Genomic DNA, 16,726 nt, shown 5'->3' with positions numbered 1-16,726 from the left:
TGGACCAACCATGTCTCCGCCCAACCGCCGCCAGACGCTCGGCCTCGGTCTCGCAGCGGGGCTCGCGACGACGTCGCTGAACGACGACGCCAGCGCCGCGCCGCGTGCTGCCACCGAGAAGCCGGTCCAGGAGCCGACCTTTACGCTCCTCCTCGTCAACGACGTCTATCGGATGGCGGAGGCGGAGGGCCGAGGCGGTTTCCCTCGCCTCACCGCGGTGGTTCGTGCCGAGCGCGCACGGGGAGTACCGCTGCTCTACGCTCATGCCGGCGACACGCTCTCACCTTCTCTGATGTCAGGCTTCGATCGCGGCGCCCACATCATCGAGCTCCTCAACCTCGCCCCGCCCGACATCTTCGTCCCCGGCAACCACGAGTTCGACTTCGGTCCGGCCATTTTCGCGCAGCGCATGGGCGAGGCGAATTTCCCGGTCTTCGCGGCAAACCTTCGGGACGCCAACGGACGCCGATTGCAAGGTCTGCGCGACAGCACCCTCGTCACCCTTGGGGGCATCAGGGTCGGTCTCGTCGGCCTTTCATTGTCGAGTACGCCGCAATCGTCGAATGCCGGAGACCTGCGCTTCGAGCCGGAATTGCAGGCTTTGACCCGCGAGGCCTCGATGCTCCGTGAGGGCGGCGCGGAGATGATCGTCTGCGTCGCCCATACCGGCCGGATCCTCGACGAGGCCATTCTGGGAAGCGGGCTCGTCGACATCCTCCTCTCCGGCCACGATCACGACCTGGTGGTGAAGTACGATGGCCGCCGCATCATGGCCGAATCGAGCTTCGACGCCCGTTTCGTCACGGCCATCGACGTGTTCGCCGCGATCACCGGCGAGGGGAAGGCACGGCAGGTGACCTGGCGTGCAGCCTTCCGGATCCACGACACTGCCACGGTGCCTCCCGACGCCGAAGCCAGCGCCATCGTCATGCGACTGGAGGGCAAGCTCTCGCAGGAACTCGACGTGCCGGTCGGACCGATCGACTCGGAGCTCGACAGCCGGATCTCCTCGGTGCGGATGCGTGAGGCGAGCTTCGGCAACCTCGTTGCCGACGCGTTGCGGGCCAGCCTGAAGGCCGACATCGCGATCACCAATGGCGGCGGCATCCGCGGCGACAGGCTCTATCCCGCCGGCACTGTGCTGACGCGGCGCGACGTGCTCAGCGAATTGCCGTTCGGCAACACCACGGTTCTGGTCGCTCTTGAGGGGGCTCAGATCCGACGTGTGCTGGAAGCAGGATTCTCGGAGATCGGGCGTCCTGCCGGGCGCTTCCCGCAGGTCTCGGGTCTCGTGGTGACGGTCGATTCGACAGCTCCTGTCGGCCGGCGCGTCGGCGCGGTCACGATCAACGGCGATCCTCTCGATGACGCGCGCAGCTACACTGTCGCGTCGAACAGTTTCCTGTTGGAGGGCGGCAACGGCTATGCTGGGATGGCGCAGGGACGCGTCCTCGTCTCTGCGAGCGATGGCAAGCTCATGGCGAATGAGGTCATGGCCTATCTGCGCGACGCTGCCCCGCTGAGGGTCGGTTCCGAGGGCCGCATCATCATCCGCTGATGCCGACAGGGCCCCTCACCGCTGCGCTCGCCCGATTTCGTGACACGAGGTCGGGCTGGCTCTCGCTTCCGTTCTTCTCGAACGGCGCCGCCGATGCGGTCGCCGCCCGGGTCGATGTGCGGATCGCGGCCGGTGCCGAGGTGCTGCCGCCCCCGGGCGATGTCTATAACGCGCTGGGGCTGACGCCGCCCGAGGGGGTCAGGGCGGTCATCCTCGGCCAGGACCCCTATCCGACTCCGGGGGATGCCAACGGCCTCGCCTTCTCCTATGTCGGGCCGCGCCGTCTTCCCGCTTCCCTGAAGATCATCCTGGCGGAGACGCCCGACGGCATCCCGGTGCCGCCGCGGGGCGACCTCACGCCCTGGGCGCGCCAGGGCGTCCTCCTCCTCAATGCCGCGCTCACCGTGGAAGCCGGCAAAGCCGGCGCGCATCTGCGCTACGGCTGGTCGGCCCTCACCGACGAGGTCGTGGCGAGCCTGTCCGCGGGTGAGCGCCCGGTCGTCTTTCTCCTCTGGGGAGCGCAGGCACGTGCCCGTTCGGCCCTGATCGATCGCAGCCGTCACGGCGTCGTCGAGAGCGGTCACCCATCGCCGCTCAACAGGGCGCGCGATTTTCCCGGATCGCGCCCGTTCGAACGGGCGAACGAGTGGTTGATGGCGCAAGGCGTGGCGCCGATCGACTGGCGGCTCGGCCGAGTGCCTGCGACGTAAGAACCTCTCGCTGGCGGAATGGCTTGGCGACCGGTCTCACGCGGCCTATGTGGCCTCAGCCGAAGCGGGACGTCAGAAGAGATCGCGCGGCGCAACGAGGAAGCCTCACGCCATGTCTTTCAAGCCCCCCAACCTTCGCGTCGCGCTCGTCCTCGCGGCATGCTGCGCCCCGACCCTCGCTCAGGCACAGATCCGCAACGCGCCCAATCCGCGTGCCCTTGAATTCGCAGCCTATATCTTCGCTGCCGCCAATGTCTGCGGCTACCGCATCGGTGTCGACCAATTCGACGCCCTGCTCCAGAAGCAGAACGTCGATCCGAAGGACGTCGCCCCGCGCGGGCCTTTCGGCGCCAAGGTTCAGACGATGTTCGCCCTGATGTCGAACCAGATGCAGGTCAACCGCGAGAGATCCTGCCTTGCGGTGGCGGGCGAGTACGGCCCCGAGGGGACGGTCTCCAAAGACGTTCTCCAACCGGCTGCCGCGCCCGCCGATGCACCAAAGCCCGCCGAGACGAAGCCGGCGCAGTAGGGGAGCTTAACGCTCCTCATTCGCATTCGAGCGGGGAATCGCCTATATCCGGCGGATTCCCAGCTTGAAGGCTTGTTGAGACCCATGGCGACGGCGTCGTTCGACACCGCGGCGCGCGAGGCAGGCGCCGTTCCCGCAATCGAGAAGACCCCCGATTTCCTGCCCGAGGCGGTGCCGGCGGGCCGCTCCTCCCTGGTCGGCCTGACCCGGGAGGATCTGAAGGCCCGCCTCGCCGCCATCGGCGTCTCCGAGCGCGAGCAGCGGATGCGCGCGGGTCAGGTCTGGCACTGGCTCAACGTGCGCGGTGCCAGGGACTTCTCCGACATGACCAATGTCGGCAAGGGCCTGAAGGCACAGCTCTCGGAGGCCTATACCCTCGACCGCCCCGAGGTCGTGACCGAGCAGGTGTCTCGCGACGGCACCCGCAAATGGCTCCTGCGGATGCCGCCGGCCAACAGGCACGAGCACAATCGCGGCGCCGAGATCGAGTGCGTCTACATTCCCGGCCGCGGCCGGGGCACGCTCTGCGTCTCGTCCCAGGTCGGCTGCACGCTGACCTGCTCGTTCTGCCATACCGGCACCCAGCGCCTGGTCCGGAACCTCACCGCCGCCGAGATCACCGCGCAGGTCGTGGTCGCCCGCGACCGCCTCAACGACTGGGCCGGCCTCAATCCCACGGCGCCCGGCGCCGACGAGACGAGGCGCCCGGTGACCAATATCGTGTTCATGGGCATGGGCGAGCCCCTCTACAACGCCGACAACGTCATCGACGCCGTCGGCGTCATGGCAGACCAGGAGGGGCTCGGCCTGTCGCGTCGGCGCATCACCGTCTCGACGTCCGGCGTCGTGCCGCAGATGCAGCGCCTCGGCACCGACGCCCATGCGATGCTGGCGATCTCGCTCCACGCCGTGCGCGACGACCTGCGCGACACCCTGGTGCCACTCAACCGCAAATATCCGCTGGCGGAGCTCATCGCCGCCTGCCGCGCCTATCCGGGTCTCAACAACGCCCGGCGCATCACCTTCGAATACGTGATGCTCAAGGGCGTCAACGATTCGGATGCGGATGCGCGCGAGCTCGTCCGCCTGCTCAAGGGCATCCCCGCCAAGATCAACCTGATCCCCTTCAACCCCTGGCCCGGCTCGGCCTATCAATGCTCGGAATGGGAGCGGATCGAGCGCTTCGCCGAGATCGTCTACGATGCCGGCTATGCCTCGCCGGTGCGGACTCCGCGCGGCCGAGACATCCTGGCCGCCTGCGGCCAGCTCAAGAGCGAGACCGAGAAACTGCGCGCCCGTGCCCGCATGATGCTGGACGAGGGCCTGGGAGCGGAAGGGTTCTATGCGGCACCCGACGAGAGTGACGACGACTAGGCCATTGTTCCGGCGTCTCACGAGCGCCGGCCTCGTTCTCCTCCTCCTCGCCCCCGCGCCGACCCTGGCGCAGGGCGGACCGCCGATCCCCTCCGACGGGGCCCGGGTCCTGCCGATCCTTGCCAGGAACGGCATGGTCTCCTCGCAGGACGCTCTTGCCACCAAGGTCGGCGTCGAGCTTCTAAAGAAGGGCGGCAACGCCGTCGATGCGGCGGTCGCCGTGGGTTTTGCCCTCGCCGTGACCCTGCCGCAGGCAGGCAATCTCGGCGGCGGCGGCTTCATGCTGATCCACCGTGCCGATCCGTCCGCCACCGTCACCATCGATTACCGCGAGACCGCCCCGGCGGCGGCCAGGGCCGAGATGTTTCTCGATTCTCGCGGCGAGGTCGAACGGGGCGCCTCGACCCGCACCGGCCGGGCGGTCGCCGTGCCCGGCACCGTTCGCGGCCTCGCGGAGGCGCACCGGCTCTACGGCTCGGGTCGCTTTACCCTGGCCGAGCTCGTCGCCCCCGCCGAGGCGCTCGCCCGCGAGGGCATCCCGGTCGAGAGCGGCCTTGCCGATTCGCTCCCGCGCTCGGCCTCGCTCCTCGGGCGCTGGCCTTCGACAAGGGCGGTGTTCTTCCAGGGCGACGCTCCCCTCCCCCGTGGCAGCCGCCTCGTTCAGGCTGATCTCGCCGGTACTCTCAGCGCCATTGCCAGGGATGGCCCCGACGCATTCTACCGGGGGCCGATCGCCGCGCGGATCGCCGCCGTGGTCCGGGAAGCCGGCGGCGTGATGACAGAGGCGGATCTCGCCGCCTATCGTCCGGTGATCCGCGAGCCCGTCCGCGGCACCTATCGGGGCTACGAGATCGTCTCGATGCCGCCGCCGAGCTCGGGCGGCGCCCACCTGATCGAGATCCTCAATATCCTCGAAGGCTTCGATCTCGCCGGGATGGGCGCGGGCAGCGCCGACGCGATCCACCTCCTCGCCGAAGCGATGAAGCCCGCCTATGCCGACCGAGCCACCTGGCTCGGGGACCCTGAGCGCACCGAGGTCCCGGTCCAGGGCCTCATTTCCAAGCCTTATGCCGAGCGTCTTCGCGCAAGCATCGACATGGCGAAGGCGCGTCCGGCCGAGAGCATCAAGGCCGGTGATCCGCGCGTCATCGAGTCGGACCACACCACGCATTTCTCGGTGATCGATGCTCAGGGCAATGCCGTCTCGAACACCACGACGCTCAACTTCTCCTACGGCCTCGGCCTCGTCGCCGAGGGGACCGGCGTGCTCCTCAACAACGAGATGGACGATTTCTCGTCCAAACCCGGTACGCCGAACGCCTACGGTCTCCTCGGAGGCAGCGCCAACGCCGTCGCACCCGGGGCCCGCCCGCTCTCCTCGATGACCCCGACCCTGGTGTTTCGCGATGGTCGCCTGCTCCTCGCAACCGGCAGCCCCGGCGGAAGCCGCATCATCACGACAGTGCTCCAGGTCATCGTCGGGCTGATCGATTTCCGCTTCAACCTCGCCGAGGCGATCCTCGCGCCGCGTATCCATCACCAGTGGCGCCCCGATACCTTGAGCGTCGAGGAGGGCGTTTCGCCCGATACCGTCGCGATCCTGCGGGCACGCGGCCACCGGGTCAGCGTGGGCAGGACCTCCGGCTCGGCGAACTCCGTGATGGCCGTCGACGGCCTCCTCGCCGGGGCCGCCGATTCGCGCCAGCGCGGGACCCTGGCCGACGGCTATTGACGGTTCTGCAGTTGGTGAAGATGCCGCGGGCGCGCTACAGGCATGCCGCGGGCTTCCTTGGATCGAGGCCGCCTCAACCGGGTCGCCGATGCTCGTCCTCCGTTCTCTCGCCTTCAACTGCGCCTTCTATCTCGCCACGACCCTGATCGCAGTGTTCGGCCTCCCGACCCTGGTGTCTCGCCGTGCGGTGATTCGCCTGGCTCAGTTCTGGGGGCGGACGACCCTGTGGCTGCTGCGCGTCGTCGCCGGCATCGAGGTCGAGTTCCGGGGCCTGGAGAACCGCCCCGCCGGGGCCTGCCTCGTCGCCGCCAAGCACCAGTCGGCGCTCGAGACGCTCGCCCTCGTCACGGTCTTCCCGGACTTCGCCTACATCCTCAAGCGCGAGCTTCTGTGGATCCCGCTGATCGGCTGGTACCTGTCGCGCAGCGGCATGGTCGCGATCGACCGCAGCCGCGGCGCCAAGGCGATGGCGACCATGAACGAGGCCGCGGCCCAGGCGATCCGCGACCGCCGCCAGCTCATCATCTTCCCGGAAGGGACGCGCCGCGCGCCCGGCGCTGTCCCGGCCTACAAGCTCGGCATCACCCATCTCTATGCCGCGCTGAACGTGCCCTGTGTGCCGGTGGCCCTGAACACCGGCCTGTACTGGCCGCGCCGCAGTCTGGTGCGGCGGCCAGGCACGGCAACCATCGCCTTGCTGCCCTCGATCGCACCCGGCCTCGACCGGGCCGCCTTTCTGGCCCTCCTCCAGGAGCGGGTCGAGGGCGCCTCGGATGTCCTGTTGGGGGCCTCGCCGGTCGTGCCCCCGCGGGGAGAGCCGACGGCCGAACCGCATCGGACGGTGTGAGGGGTCCGATCCATCCGACATCCGGTCGGTCACCTTGGCTCGGTGTGCGCTCCCTCCTCTCCCCCGCAAGCAGGAGAGAGGGGAGCGCAGGATCGAACCGCTCAGCTGCGCTCGCGCCGGATCTGCGCGCCGCAACGGCCGAGCTTGGCTTCCAGGGCCTCGAAGCCGCGGTCGAGGTGGTAGACCCGGTTGATCTGGGTCTCGCCCTCGGCGGCGAGACCCGCGATCACCAGTGAGACCGAGGCGCGCAGATCCGTCGCCATCACGGGCGCGCCCCTGAGGCGATCGACGCCCTCGACGATGGCAAGATCGCCCTCCAGCCGGATCTTGGCGCCGAGGCGGGCGAGCTCCTGGACGTGCATGAAGCGGTTCTCGAAGATCGTCTCGCGGATATGCGAGCGGCCCTTGGCCAGCGTCATCAGCGCCATGAACTGCGCCTGGAGGTCCGTGGGAAAGCCGGGGAACGGGTCGGTGGTCACATCCACCGCCGCGATGCCGGCGCCGTTGCGGCGGATGCGGATGCCGTCCGGCGTCTGCGTCACCTCGGCCCCCGTGGTGGCGAGGATGTCGAGGGCCGAGTGCAGGAGGTCGGCGCGGGTGTTCTCGAGCAGCACGTCGCCGCCCGCCATCGCCACCGCCATGGCATAGGTGCCGGTCTCGATCCGGTCGGGCAGGACCTCGTGCCGTGCGCCGTTGAGGCGCGAGACGCCCTCGATGGTGATGCGCGGCGTGCCGGCGCCCTCGATCCGGGCGCCCATCTTGGTGAGGCAGGCGGCGAGATCCACCACCTCCGGCTCGCGGGCCGCGTTCTCGATGAGGGTCGAGCCCTTGGCCAGGGCGGCCGCCATCAGCGCCACGTGGGTGCCCCCGACCGTGACCTTGGGAAACACGATCTCGGCCCCGCGCAGGCCGTTCTTGGCCTTGGCGATGACGTAGCCGCCATCGATCTCGATCGAGGCTCCGAGGCGCTCCAGCGCCATCAGGAGCAGGTCCACCGGACGGGTGCCGATGGCGCAGCCGCCGGGCATCGAGACCTTGGCCTCGCCGAAGCGGGCCAGCAGCGGCGCGATGACCCAGAAGCTCGCCCGCATGGTCGAAACGAGGTCGTAGGGCGCCGTGGTGTCGATGACGTTGGCGGCGGTGAGCCGGATGGTCTGCCCGGTCTCCGTGGTCTGACCCGGGCGCTTGCCGACGACCATGTGGTCGACGCCGTGATTGCTCAGGATGCGCAGCAGCGCCTGGATGTCGGCGAGGCGCGGCACGTTGGCGAGTTCGAGGGACTCCCCAGTGAGCAGGCTGGCGATCATCAGGGGCAGGGCCGCGTTCTTCGCGCCTGAGATCGGGATCACGCCATTAAGCGGCGCGCCGCCGGTGATGTGGATGCGGTCCATCTTTGTCCTTTACGGGCGGATATCGAAGCCGCCGCTTCGTTCAAGCTGCTTCATCGTTACGGCTTTTCGTGTCCGAATGAGGATGGCGGTGCCCCGGGATCATGATCGGGCCGTTCTGTCGGCGCCTGGTCGGCCTCGGCCCGGGCGCGGGACTGGTCCTTGCGCCGGCGCAGATTGTCTCTCAGCGCGGCCTTGAGACGTTCAGCTCTCTGGTCGTCCTTGGTTTGCGCCATCACCTTCAGGCCACCCGTCGGCCCAACCCCACGCGACCCTTCGTCGCCCGGACGACGTAGCGGCTTTCGCCGACCTCCTCAACGGGCGCAGAACTGAGTTGCTCGACGCGACTTGAACCAATTCCAGATTGGCCGGTATCATCCTGATGCTGCTTACGGCAACGCAAGCGAGACGTATTTAACTTCGATCGAGGCAGGATCGACATCGTGCCGGGCTCGCGCCCGAGCCACATCGCCAGGATCGCGGCCCCATCCCAAAAGGGCTCACCGACGATGATTCCGCCTGATCGGCCGCGTGGATCCACCGCACGGCACGACCATCAGTGAACGAGGACGGATGCCCGTGAACCGGATGCCCGCGATGACCCCGATCGTCCCCGTCATGGACGAGATCAAGGACGCGACGACGACAGCTTCGGGCCGCACCGACTACGAGTCCCACTTCCGTTCCGCCCTCGACCGTCTCCACGGCGAACGCCGCTATCGCGTTTTCGCCGATATCGAGCGGATCGCCGGGCGTTTCCCGATCGCCAACTGGCGCCGGCCTGACGGTAGGACCTCCGAGATCACGGTGTGGTGCTCGAACGACTATCTCGGCATGGGCCAGCACCCCGAGGTCGTCTCGGCCATGACCCAGACGGCGGCGCGCTGCGGCGTCGGAGCGGGCGGCACCCGCAACATCGCCGGCAACAACTCGCCTCTGGTTGATCTCGAGCGCGAGCTCGCCGACCTTCACGGCAAGGAAGCCGGTCTCGTCTTCACCTCCGGCTACGTCTCGAACCAGGCCGGCATCTCGACCATCGCCAAGCTGCTCCCGAACTGCCTGATCCTGTCGGACGCCTTCAACCACAACTCGATGATCGAGGGCGTGCGCCATTCCGGCTGCGAGAAGCGCGTCTTCCGCCACAACGATCTCGCCCATCTCGAGGAGCTGCTGCAGGCGGCAGGCGACCGGCCCAAGCTCATCGCCTTCGAGAGCGTCTACTCGATGGACGGGGACGTCTCCGACATCGCCGCGATCTGCGATCTCGCCGACCGCTACGGAGCCATGACCTATCTCGACGAGGTCCACGCGGTGGGCCTCTACGGCGAGCGAGGCGGCGGAATCTCCGAGCGCGACGGCGTCATGCATCGGGTCGACGTGATCGAGGGCACCCTCGCCAAGGGTTTCGGCTGCGTCGGCGGCTACATCACCGGCTCTGCCGTGCTCTGCGATGCCGTGCGCAGCCATGCGCCGGGCTTCATCTTCACCACCGCGCTGCCCCCAGCCATCGCGGCGGCAGCGCGGGCCTCGGTGCGCTATCTCAAGCGCTCGAACACCGAGCGCGCCGCCCACCAGCGCCAGGCCTCCCGCACCAAGGCCGCTCTCGAAGCCGCCGGCCTGCCGGTGCTCCACACCGAGACCCATATCGTTCCGCTGATGGTCGGCGATGCCGAGCTGTGCAAGGCGGCGGCCGACCACCTCCTCGAGCGCCACGGCATCTATATCCAGCCGATCAACTACCCGACTGTTCCGCGTGGAACGGAGCGTCTGCGCATAACCCCCTCCCCCTTCCACGACGATGCCAACATCGCCAAGCTGACCTCGGCGCTCACTGAGACGTGGGACACCCTCGATCTGCCGCGCGCCGGAACAGTGTTCGTCGAGGCGGCGGAGTAGGCTTGAACCCCTCTCCCCGCAGGCGGGGAGAGGGGATGCGCGCAGCCGTTCTGCGCACGTAAATTTTCTTCATAAGAAAATTTCATTCCTCTCGTTGACGTCAGCGCCTGCGTCGCACTACCGTCCTGCTCGACTCATCCCAGCAGGACGTTCCTCGATGTGCGGCATCGTCGGTCTTTTCCTGAAGACGCCCCGCCTCGAGCCGCAACTCGGCGGGCTGCTCTCGGGCATGCTCGGCACCATGACCGACCGCGGCCCCGACAGCGCGGGTTTCGCGGTCTATGGACGCGAGGCGGCAGGGCGGAAGATCACCCTTCGCGGCCCCGATGCCCCCAGCCTTCGCCGCACCATCGCGGCCCTGCAGGCGGAGCTCGGCCTCGTCCTCGACGTCCAGCACCGCGATACCCACGCCGTCCTCGTCGTCCCCGAGGATCGCGAGACCGAGATCCGGGCCTGGCTCGCAGCCAATGGCGGCGCCGACGTCGTCGGTTCGGGCCAGCGCATGGAGATCTACAAGGAGGTCGGCCTGCCGGCGAGCGTGGCGGGGCGCTTCGATCTTGCCGCCATGGCCGGCACCCACGGCATCGGCCATACCCGCATGGCCACCGAGAGCGCGGTGACGACGAACGGCGCCCATCCGTTCTCGACGGGGCCGGACCAATGCCTCGTCCATAACGGCTCGCTCTCGAACCACAACGCCCTGCGCCGGTCTTTACGCCGCGAAGGTCTGACCTTCGCCACCGACAACGATTCGGAGGTCGCCGCCGGCTACCTGACCTGGCGGATGCGCGAGGGCGCCTCGCTGAAAGGCGCGCTGGAGGCGAGTCTCGCCGATCTCGACGGGTTCTTCACCTTCGTGGTCGGCACCCGGGACGGCTTTGCCGTGCTGCGTGACCCCATCGCCTGCAAGCCCGCGATCATGGCGGAGACCGAGGATTACGTCGCCTTCGGTTCGGAATACCGGGCCTTGGTCGGCCTGCCGGATATCGACGGGGCCCGTGTCTTCGAGCCGGAGCCCGCCACCGTCTATGCCTGGGAGCGGCACTGATGCCGTTGGTGGACCTCCGTCAGACGACCTTGCGCGAGCTCAACCGCAGCCTCCATGCCCTCGATCCAGACACCAACGAGACCCATTGGAGAGTGCGCCATCCCGATGGCCGCCACGCCGTCGCGGCGGGTTTGAGCCTGCCCATCGCCGTCGAGATCGAGGGCCATGTCGGCTATTACTGCGCCGGCATGAACGCGCAGGCCGAGATCGTCATCCACGGCAATGCCGGGGTCGGTGTCGCCGAGAACATGATGTCGGGCCGCGTCCATGTCCGCGGCGATGCCAGCCAGTCGGCCGGGGCCACCGCCCATGGCGGGCTCCTCGTCATCGACGGCAACGCCTCGGCCCGCTGCGGCATCTCGATGAAGGGCATCGACATCGTCGTGAAGGGATCGGTCGGCCACATGTCTGCCTTCATGGCGCAATCGGGCACCCTGACGGTGCTGGGCGATGCCGGCGAGGCCCTCGGCGATTCGCTCTACGAGGCCCGGCTCTACGTGCGCGGCTCGGTAAAGAGCCTGGGTGCAGATTGCATCGAGAAGGAGATGCGCGGCGAGCATCGCGCCGAACTCTCCGAGAAACTCGCCGCCGCGGGGCTTCAGGGCGAGGTCGATCCGGGTGAATTCCGCCGCTACGGCTCGGCAAGGCGCCTCTACCAGTTCCACGTCGACAATGCGGGAGCCTATTGATGAGCGAGCCGCCCCGCACCCGGCCGCGCCACTCGGCGACCTTCACCCCCGACGTGATGGCCGAGATCCGCCGGGCGGCGGCGACCGGCATCTACGATATCCGCGGCGCCGGCGCGAAACGGGCGCTGCCGCATTTCGACGACCTCCTCTTCCTCGGCGCCTCGATGAGCCGCTACCCGCTAGAAGGCTACCGCGAGCGCTGCGACACGCAGGTGGTGATGGGCGCGCGTTTTGCCGGCAAACCGATCACCCTCAAGACGCCGATCACCATCGCGGGCATGAGCTTCGGCTCGCTCTCGGGGCAAGCCAAGGAAGCCCTCGGCCGGGGCGCCACGATCGCCGGCACCTCGACGACGACGGGGGATGGCGGCATGACCGAGGAGGAGCGCGGGCACTCACGGACGCTGGTCTACCAGTACCTGCCCTCACGCTATGGCATGAACCCGCGCGATCTGCGCCGGGCGGACGCGATCGAGATCGTCATCGGTCAGGGCGCCAAGCCCGGCGGCGGCGGCATGCTGCTCGGCCAGAAGATCACCGACCGCGTCGCCGGCATGCGCAACCTGCCGCCGGGCATCGACCAGCGATCGGCCTGCCGCCACCCCGACTGGACGGGGCCGGACGACCTCGCCATCAAGATCGAGGAGCTGCGCGAGATCACCGATTGGGAGAAGCCGATCTACGTGAAGGTCGGCGCGAGCCGCCCCTATTACGACACCGCGCTCGCGGCCAAAGCCGGCGCCGACGTCGTGGTGCTCGACGGCATGCAGGGCGGCACCGCGGCGACGCAGGATGTCTTCATCGAGAATGTCGGCATCCCGATCCTGGCGGCGATCCGCCCGGCCGTGGAGGCGCTGCAGGATCTCGGGCTCCACCGCACGGTCCAGCTCGTGGTCTCGGGCGGCATCCGCTCGGGCGCGGATGTGGCCAAGGCCCTGGCGCTCGGGGCCGATGCGGTTGCGATCGGCACGGCGGCCCTCATTGCCCTCGGTGACAACGACCCGCGCTGGGAGGAGGATTACCAGGCCCTCGGCACCACCGCTGGCGCCTATGACGACTGGCACGAGGGCAACGACCCGGCCGGCATCACGACGCAGCGCCCCGAACTCGCCAGCCGGCTCGACCCGATCCTCGGTGGGCGGCGCCTCGCCAACTACCTCGCGGTGATGACGCTGGAAGCCCAGACCATCGCCCGCGCCTGCGGCAAGAACCACCTCCACAACCTCGAACCGGAAGACCTCGTGGCGCTGACCATCGAGGCGGCCGCGATGGCACGGGTTCCGCTTGCGGGGACGGATTGGGTGCCGGGGCGGGGAGCGTTCTAAGCCCCCTCCCCGCCTGCGGGAAGTGGGGATGCACTCCAGCGGGCGGGATCGATGACAGGGAGGATGCGATGACGCTGGACCTCGAAGCCGCCGCCAAGGAACGCGGCATCGCGTATTTCCTGATCTCCTACACCGATCTCTTCGACACCCAGCGCGCCAAGCTGGTGCCAGCCTCCGCCATCAGGGCGATGGCGCGGGACGGAGCGGGGTTCGCGGGCTTCGCCTCCTGGCTCGACATGACGCCGGCCGATCCCGACGTCTTCGCCCTGCCCGACCCTGCCGGCCTGATCCAGCTTCCCTGGAAGCCCGAGGTCGGCTGGCTGCCGGCGGACCTCACCATGGAGGGCAAGCCGGTCGCCCAGGGCCCGCGCAATCTCCTGAAATCGCTGATCGCCGAGGCCGCCCGGGACGGCCTTCAGATGAAGACCGGCGTCGAGTGCGAGTTCTTCTTGATCACGCCGGACGGTTCGTCGCCGGCCGACATGGCCGACCGCCAGCCCAAGCCCTGCTACGATCAATCGGCCCTGATGCGCCGCTACGACGTCATCACCGAGATCTGCGACGCCATGCTGAAACTCGGCTGGGCGCCCTACCAGAACGATCACGAGGACGCCAACGGCCAGTTCGAGATGAACTGGGCCTATGACGACGCCCTGGTCACCGCCGACCGCCACGCCTTCTTCAAGTTCATGGCCCGCTCCATCGCCGAGAAGCACGGCCTGCGCGCGACCTTCATGCCCAAGCCCTTCGCCGAGCTCACCGGCTCCGGCTGCCACGCCCATGTCTCGCTCTGGCGCGGCGACACCAACGTCTTTTCCGATCCGGAGGGCGAGCTCGGGCTGTCGCGGGAGGCGTATCGCTTCATCGGCGGCGTGATGCATTCGGCGCGCGGGCTCGCCGCGCTCACCAACCCGACGGTCAATTCCTACAAGCGCCTCAACTCGGCGACCACGACTTCGGGCGCGACCTGGTCGCCCAACACCATCACCTATGCGGGCAACAACCGCACCCACATGATCCGCATCCCCGAGGCCGGCCGCTTCGAGTTCCGCCTCGCCGACGGCGCGGCCAATCCCTACCTGCTCCAGGCCGGACTGCTGGCCGCCGGCCTCGACGGATTGCGTCAGGAGCGCGATCCGGGGCCGCGCCTCGACCTCAACATGTACACCCACGGCCATATGGTGGAGGGCGTGAAGCGCCTGCCCCTGAACCTCCTCGACGCTCTTCGGGCGCTGGAGGCGAGCCCGGTGCTCTCCGAGGCGCTCGGCGCCTTCGTGCCGTCCTACGTGAAGCTGAAGACTCAGGAATGGGAGTCCTACGCCCGGCATCTTACCCAGTGGGAGCGGGATACGACGCTGGATTGTTGAGGCGCACCACCCCTCCCCACAAGGGGGAGAAGAGGTGCTTCCTCAGAAATGCCGCGCCAGCACCTCTTTCACCCGTGCCACCATCTCGTCCTCCTTGACGGAGAACTGGGCCGGCCGGGCCGCCTTCCACTCGGCGTTGCTTGAGATGCCTTCCGCCGCCTTCGCGCCCTCGATCAGGTCCTTGATCTGGACCTCTCCGGCCTCGCGCTCGTTCGAGCCCTGGATGATCGCGCAAGGGCTTCCTCGCCGGTCGGCGTATTTCATCTGCGCCTTCATGCCCGAGCCGCCGAGATAGAGCTCGGCTCGGATGTTCTCGGCCCGCAGCAGTGCGACGAGGCGCTGGTAATCGGCGATGTTCTCGCGGTCGAGGACGAGGACGACGACGGGGCCGGGCTTCGCTTTGCCCTGGAGCAGCGGGCTCCCCGTGAGCTGAAGCGCCGAGAACAGCCGCGAGACGCCGATCGAGAAGCCGGTCGCCGGCACCGGCTCGGCGCGGAACCGCCCGACGAGCCCGTCATAGCGCCCGCCGCCTGCCACCGAGCCGAAGCGCACGGTCTCGCCGGCCTCGTTGGTCACCGGGAAGGTGAGCTCGGCCTCGTAGACCGGGCCGGTGTAGTATTCGAGGCCGCGGACGACGGAGGGGTCGGCCCTGATCCGGTCAAAACCGTACCCTGCCGCCTCGCACAGGCGCATCATGACGTGCAGTTCGGCGATGCCCTCGCGGCCCGTCTCGGAGTCTCCGACGACATCGCTCCACGAACCGAAGAACTGGTCCCAGAAGGCGATGCGGTCGCCCTCCCCGGTGGGGGCGGCCTGGAACGAGACATAGGCGAGGATGCGGGAGATGGCGGCCTCGTCGAGGCCCGCGCCCTTGGTGAAATCCCCGCTCTCGTCCTTCCGGCCGGGGCCGAGGAGGAGCCGCACGCCCTCCGCTCCCAGCCGGTCGAGCTTGTCGATCGCCCGCAGCACGGTCAGCCGCTGCCCGGCCTTGTCCGGCCCGGAGAGGCCGATCGCCTCCATCACGCCGTCCAGGACCTTCCGGTTGTTGACCTTGACGACGTACTGGCCGGCGAGCCCGAGCTTATCGAGCGTGTCGGCCATGAGCATGCAGATCTCGGCATCGGCCGCGACGGAGGCGGCGCCGACGATGTCGGCATCGAACTGCATGAACTGGCGGAAGCGCCCCGGTCCCGGCTTCTCGTTGCGAAAGACGTAGCCGTTGCGAAAGCTGCGATAGGGCTTGGGCAGCGCGTCGAAATTCTCGGCGACGTGGCGGGCGAGCGGCGCGGTGAGGTCGTAGCGCAGGGAGAGCCAGCTCTCGTCGTCGTCCTGGAACGAGAACACGCCCTCGTTCGGCCGGTCGAGATCGGGCAGGAATTTCCCCAAGGCCTCTGTGTATTCGATGAACGGGGTCTCCAGCGCCTCGAAGCCGTAGAGCTCGAAGCTGGCCCGGATCGTCTCCAGCATCCGCCCCTGCGCCGCGATCTCGTCGGCGCGGCGGTCGACGAGGCCGCGCGGCAGGCGGGGCTTCAAGGTGTCGGCCTTTTTGGGCTCGGCCATGATCATTCGTCCGGAACGGGGCTTTGAGGGTAGCCTCGCGCTCTAGCCCGATGGAGGGTCTAGCGGCAAGCAGCGCGCCTCAGCCGACCAGCTTCAGCGCCAGCAGCGCGCCGAGGCTCAGGACCGCGATCGGCATCTGCAGGGGCCGCAGCCGCGCCATGAAGAGCGGTGCCTCGCCGCGTCTGGCCGCGGGCGGATCGAACAGCGCGATTCCCGTAAAACCGATCATCAGAAGGATCAGGGCGGCGGACGAGCGCCCGACGAAGACGGCGACGAACGCCAGGAAGCCGAGCCCGAACAGGGCCAGCATGGTGGCGATCTGGGCGAGCGTCTCGCCGCCCTCGGTGCGGAAGCTCAATCCGCGCCGGACGCCGGACAGGAACAACAGGATGGCGCAGCCCCACAGCACGGTCAGGGCGAGGATCGCCTCGCCGGTCTCCCCGCGCCACCACCACGCCGCCGCCGCCCCGACGACCAGGGGGACCATCGGCCCGAAGCCGAACACCAGGGCAAGCGCCGGCACCTCGGGCCGTTCGGTGACGGTGATGGTCCGGGCGTCGTCCCGCATGCTCGATGCCGCTCCTGCTGCGTGCATCGAAAACCGGTGCGATCCTGCCCTGTTCCTGGAACTCGTCCAGAAGACGGTCATGCGTTTCACCGGATGCCACAATATTCCCGCTGAGGTTGCGATACCGCCTTGCGG

The 16,726-nt window shown here is 68.5% G+C and carries 14 protein-coding genes; 11 read left to right on the top strand and 3 right to left on the bottom strand.

Annotation, left to right across the window (positions count from 1 at the left end):
- Nucleotides 1-10 precede the first annotated feature (10 nt).
- The 6 genes from K2Y56_RS20490 (at nt 11) to K2Y56_RS20465 (ending at nt 6,750) form a co-directional block, all read left to right on the top strand.
- Nucleotides 11-1,558, top strand: coding sequence for a bifunctional UDP-sugar hydrolase/5'-nucleotidase (locus K2Y56_RS20490; protein ID WP_292511973.1), 1,548 nt, complete (start codon nt 11-13; stop codon nt 1,556-1,558).
- Nucleotides 1,558-2,268, top strand: coding sequence for a uracil-DNA glycosylase (locus K2Y56_RS20485; protein WP_292511970.1), 711 nt, complete (start codon nt 1,558-1,560; stop codon nt 2,266-2,268). Before K2Y56_RS20490 ends, K2Y56_RS20485 begins: the two co-directional genes overlap by 1 nt.
- 112 nt (nt 2,269-2,380) lie before the next feature.
- On the top strand, nt 2,381-2,797 hold the full coding sequence (locus K2Y56_RS20480) for a hypothetical protein (RefSeq protein WP_292511967.1): 417 nt from the start codon (nt 2,381-2,383) through the stop codon (nt 2,795-2,797).
- Between the two features lie 84 nt (nt 2,798-2,881).
- Nucleotides 2,882-4,171, top strand: coding sequence for a 23S rRNA (adenine(2503)-C(2))-methyltransferase RlmN (gene rlmN / locus K2Y56_RS20475; protein WP_292511964.1), 1,290 nt, complete (start codon nt 2,882-2,884; stop codon nt 4,169-4,171).
- The gene (gene ggt, locus K2Y56_RS20470) at nt 4,140-5,903 is read left to right on the top strand and encodes a gamma-glutamyltransferase (RefSeq protein ID WP_292511960.1); all 1,764 of its coding nucleotides are present in this window, start codon (nt 4,140-4,142) and stop codon (nt 5,901-5,903) included. Before rlmN ends, ggt begins: the two co-directional genes overlap by 32 nt.
- Nucleotides 5,904-5,991: 88 nt before the next feature.
- Nucleotides 5,992-6,750: a lysophospholipid acyltransferase family protein gene (locus K2Y56_RS20465; protein WP_292511957.1), complete on the top strand. Its 759-nt coding sequence runs from the start codon at nt 5,992-5,994 to the stop codon at nt 6,748-6,750.
- 101 nt (nt 6,751-6,851) lie between these two features.
- Here the strand turns inward: K2Y56_RS20465 and murA are convergent, their stop codons facing one another.
- Complete coding sequence (murA, locus tag K2Y56_RS20460) at nt 6,852-8,141, bottom strand: UDP-N-acetylglucosamine 1-carboxyvinyltransferase (protein ID WP_292511954.1); 1,290 nt, start codon at nt 8,139-8,141, stop codon at nt 6,852-6,854.
- 615 nt (nt 8,142-8,756) lie between these two features.
- Here murA and hemA point away from each other — a divergent pair.
- The 5 genes from hemA to glnT all read left to right on the top strand — a co-directional run bounded on the left by hemA (nt 8,757) and on the right by glnT (nt 14,463).
- Nucleotides 8,757-10,034 (top strand): 5-aminolevulinate synthase, encoded by a 1,278-nt coding sequence (hemA, locus tag K2Y56_RS20455; protein ID WP_292512106.1) that lies wholly within the window; start codon nt 8,757-8,759, stop codon nt 10,032-10,034.
- A 157-nt stretch (nt 10,035-10,191) separates the two neighbouring features.
- Nucleotides 10,192-11,082 (top strand): glutamine amidotransferase family protein, encoded by an 891-nt coding sequence (locus tag K2Y56_RS20450; RefSeq protein WP_292511951.1) that lies wholly within the window; start codon nt 10,192-10,194, stop codon nt 11,080-11,082.
- A complete protein-coding gene (locus K2Y56_RS20445) occupies nt 11,082-11,771 on the top strand; it encodes a protein glxC (RefSeq protein ID WP_292511948.1) in 690 nt (229 codons plus the stop codon). The genes K2Y56_RS20450 and K2Y56_RS20445 overlap by 1 nt, the downstream gene beginning before the upstream one ends.
- A complete protein-coding gene (locus K2Y56_RS20440) occupies nt 11,771-13,096 on the top strand; it encodes an FMN-binding glutamate synthase family protein (protein WP_292511945.1) in 1,326 nt (441 codons plus the stop codon). Before K2Y56_RS20445 ends, K2Y56_RS20440 begins: the two co-directional genes overlap by 1 nt.
- A gap of 68 nt (nt 13,097-13,164) precedes the next feature.
- Nucleotides 13,165-14,463, top strand: coding sequence for a type III glutamate--ammonia ligase (glnT, locus tag K2Y56_RS20435; RefSeq protein ID WP_292511942.1), 1,299 nt, complete (start codon nt 13,165-13,167; stop codon nt 14,461-14,463).
- A 42-nt stretch (nt 14,464-14,505) separates the two neighbouring features.
- On the opposite strand, the gene hisS is transcribed toward glnT, so the two are convergent.
- Together hisS and K2Y56_RS20425 are read right to left on the bottom strand one after the other, a co-directional pair.
- Nucleotides 14,506-16,029 (bottom strand): histidine--tRNA ligase, encoded by a 1,524-nt coding sequence (gene hisS / locus K2Y56_RS20430; protein WP_292511939.1) that lies wholly within the window; start codon nt 16,027-16,029, stop codon nt 14,506-14,508.
- Between the two features lie 73 nt (nt 16,030-16,102).
- Entirely contained in the window at nt 16,103-16,591 is a 489-nt protein-coding gene (locus K2Y56_RS20425) for a DUF3429 domain-containing protein (RefSeq protein WP_292511936.1), read from the bottom strand.
- Nucleotides 16,592-16,726 lie beyond the last annotated feature (135 nt).

It is taken from the genome of Methylobacterium sp., assembly GCF_019745455.1.
Lineage (GTDB): Bacteria > Pseudomonadota > Alphaproteobacteria > Rhizobiales > Beijerinckiaceae > Methylobacterium.
This window is presented reverse-complemented; position numbering and strand designations above follow the sequence as displayed.

Bases quoted from the DNA above. Each gene is read 5' to 3' on its own strand.
- rlmN (WP_292511964.1), top strand. From the start codon at position 2,882: ATGGCGACGGCGTCGTTCGACACCGCGGCGCGCGAGGCAGGCGCCGTT.
- hisS (WP_292511939.1), bottom strand. From the start codon at position 16,029: ATGATCATGGCCGAGCCCAAAAAGGCCGACACCTTGAAGCCCCGCCTG.
- K2Y56_RS20450 (WP_292511951.1), top strand. From the start codon at position 10,192: ATGTGCGGCATCGTCGGTCTTTTCCTGAAGACGCCCCGCCTCGAGCCG.
- K2Y56_RS20425 (WP_292511936.1), bottom strand. From the start codon at position 16,591: ATGCGGGACGACGCCCGGACCATCACCGTCACCGAACGGCCCGAGGTG.
- K2Y56_RS20445 (WP_292511948.1), top strand. From the start codon at position 11,082: ATGCCGTTGGTGGACCTCCGTCAGACGACCTTGCGCGAGCTCAACCGC.
- K2Y56_RS20490 (WP_292511973.1), top strand. From the start codon at position 11: ATGTCTCCGCCCAACCGCCGCCAGACGCTCGGCCTCGGTCTCGCAGCG.
- K2Y56_RS20440 (WP_292511945.1), top strand. From the start codon at position 11,771: ATGAGCGAGCCGCCCCGCACCCGGCCGCGCCACTCGGCGACCTTCACC.
- K2Y56_RS20480 (WP_292511967.1), top strand. From the start codon at position 2,381: ATGTCTTTCAAGCCCCCCAACCTTCGCGTCGCGCTCGTCCTCGCGGCA.
- glnT (WP_292511942.1), top strand. From the start codon at position 13,165: ATGACGCTGGACCTCGAAGCCGCCGCCAAGGAACGCGGCATCGCGTAT.
- murA (WP_292511954.1), bottom strand. From the start codon at position 8,141: ATGGACCGCATCCACATCACCGGCGGCGCGCCGCTTAATGGCGTGATC.
- K2Y56_RS20485 (WP_292511970.1), top strand. From the start codon at position 1,558: ATGCCGACAGGGCCCCTCACCGCTGCGCTCGCCCGATTTCGTGACACG.
- ggt (WP_292511960.1), top strand. From the start codon at position 4,140: ATGCGGCACCCGACGAGAGTGACGACGACTAGGCCATTGTTCCGGCGT.
- K2Y56_RS20465 (WP_292511957.1), top strand. From the start codon at position 5,992: ATGCTCGTCCTCCGTTCTCTCGCCTTCAACTGCGCCTTCTATCTCGCC.
- hemA (WP_292512106.1), top strand. From the start codon at position 8,757: ATGGACGAGATCAAGGACGCGACGACGACAGCTTCGGGCCGCACCGAC.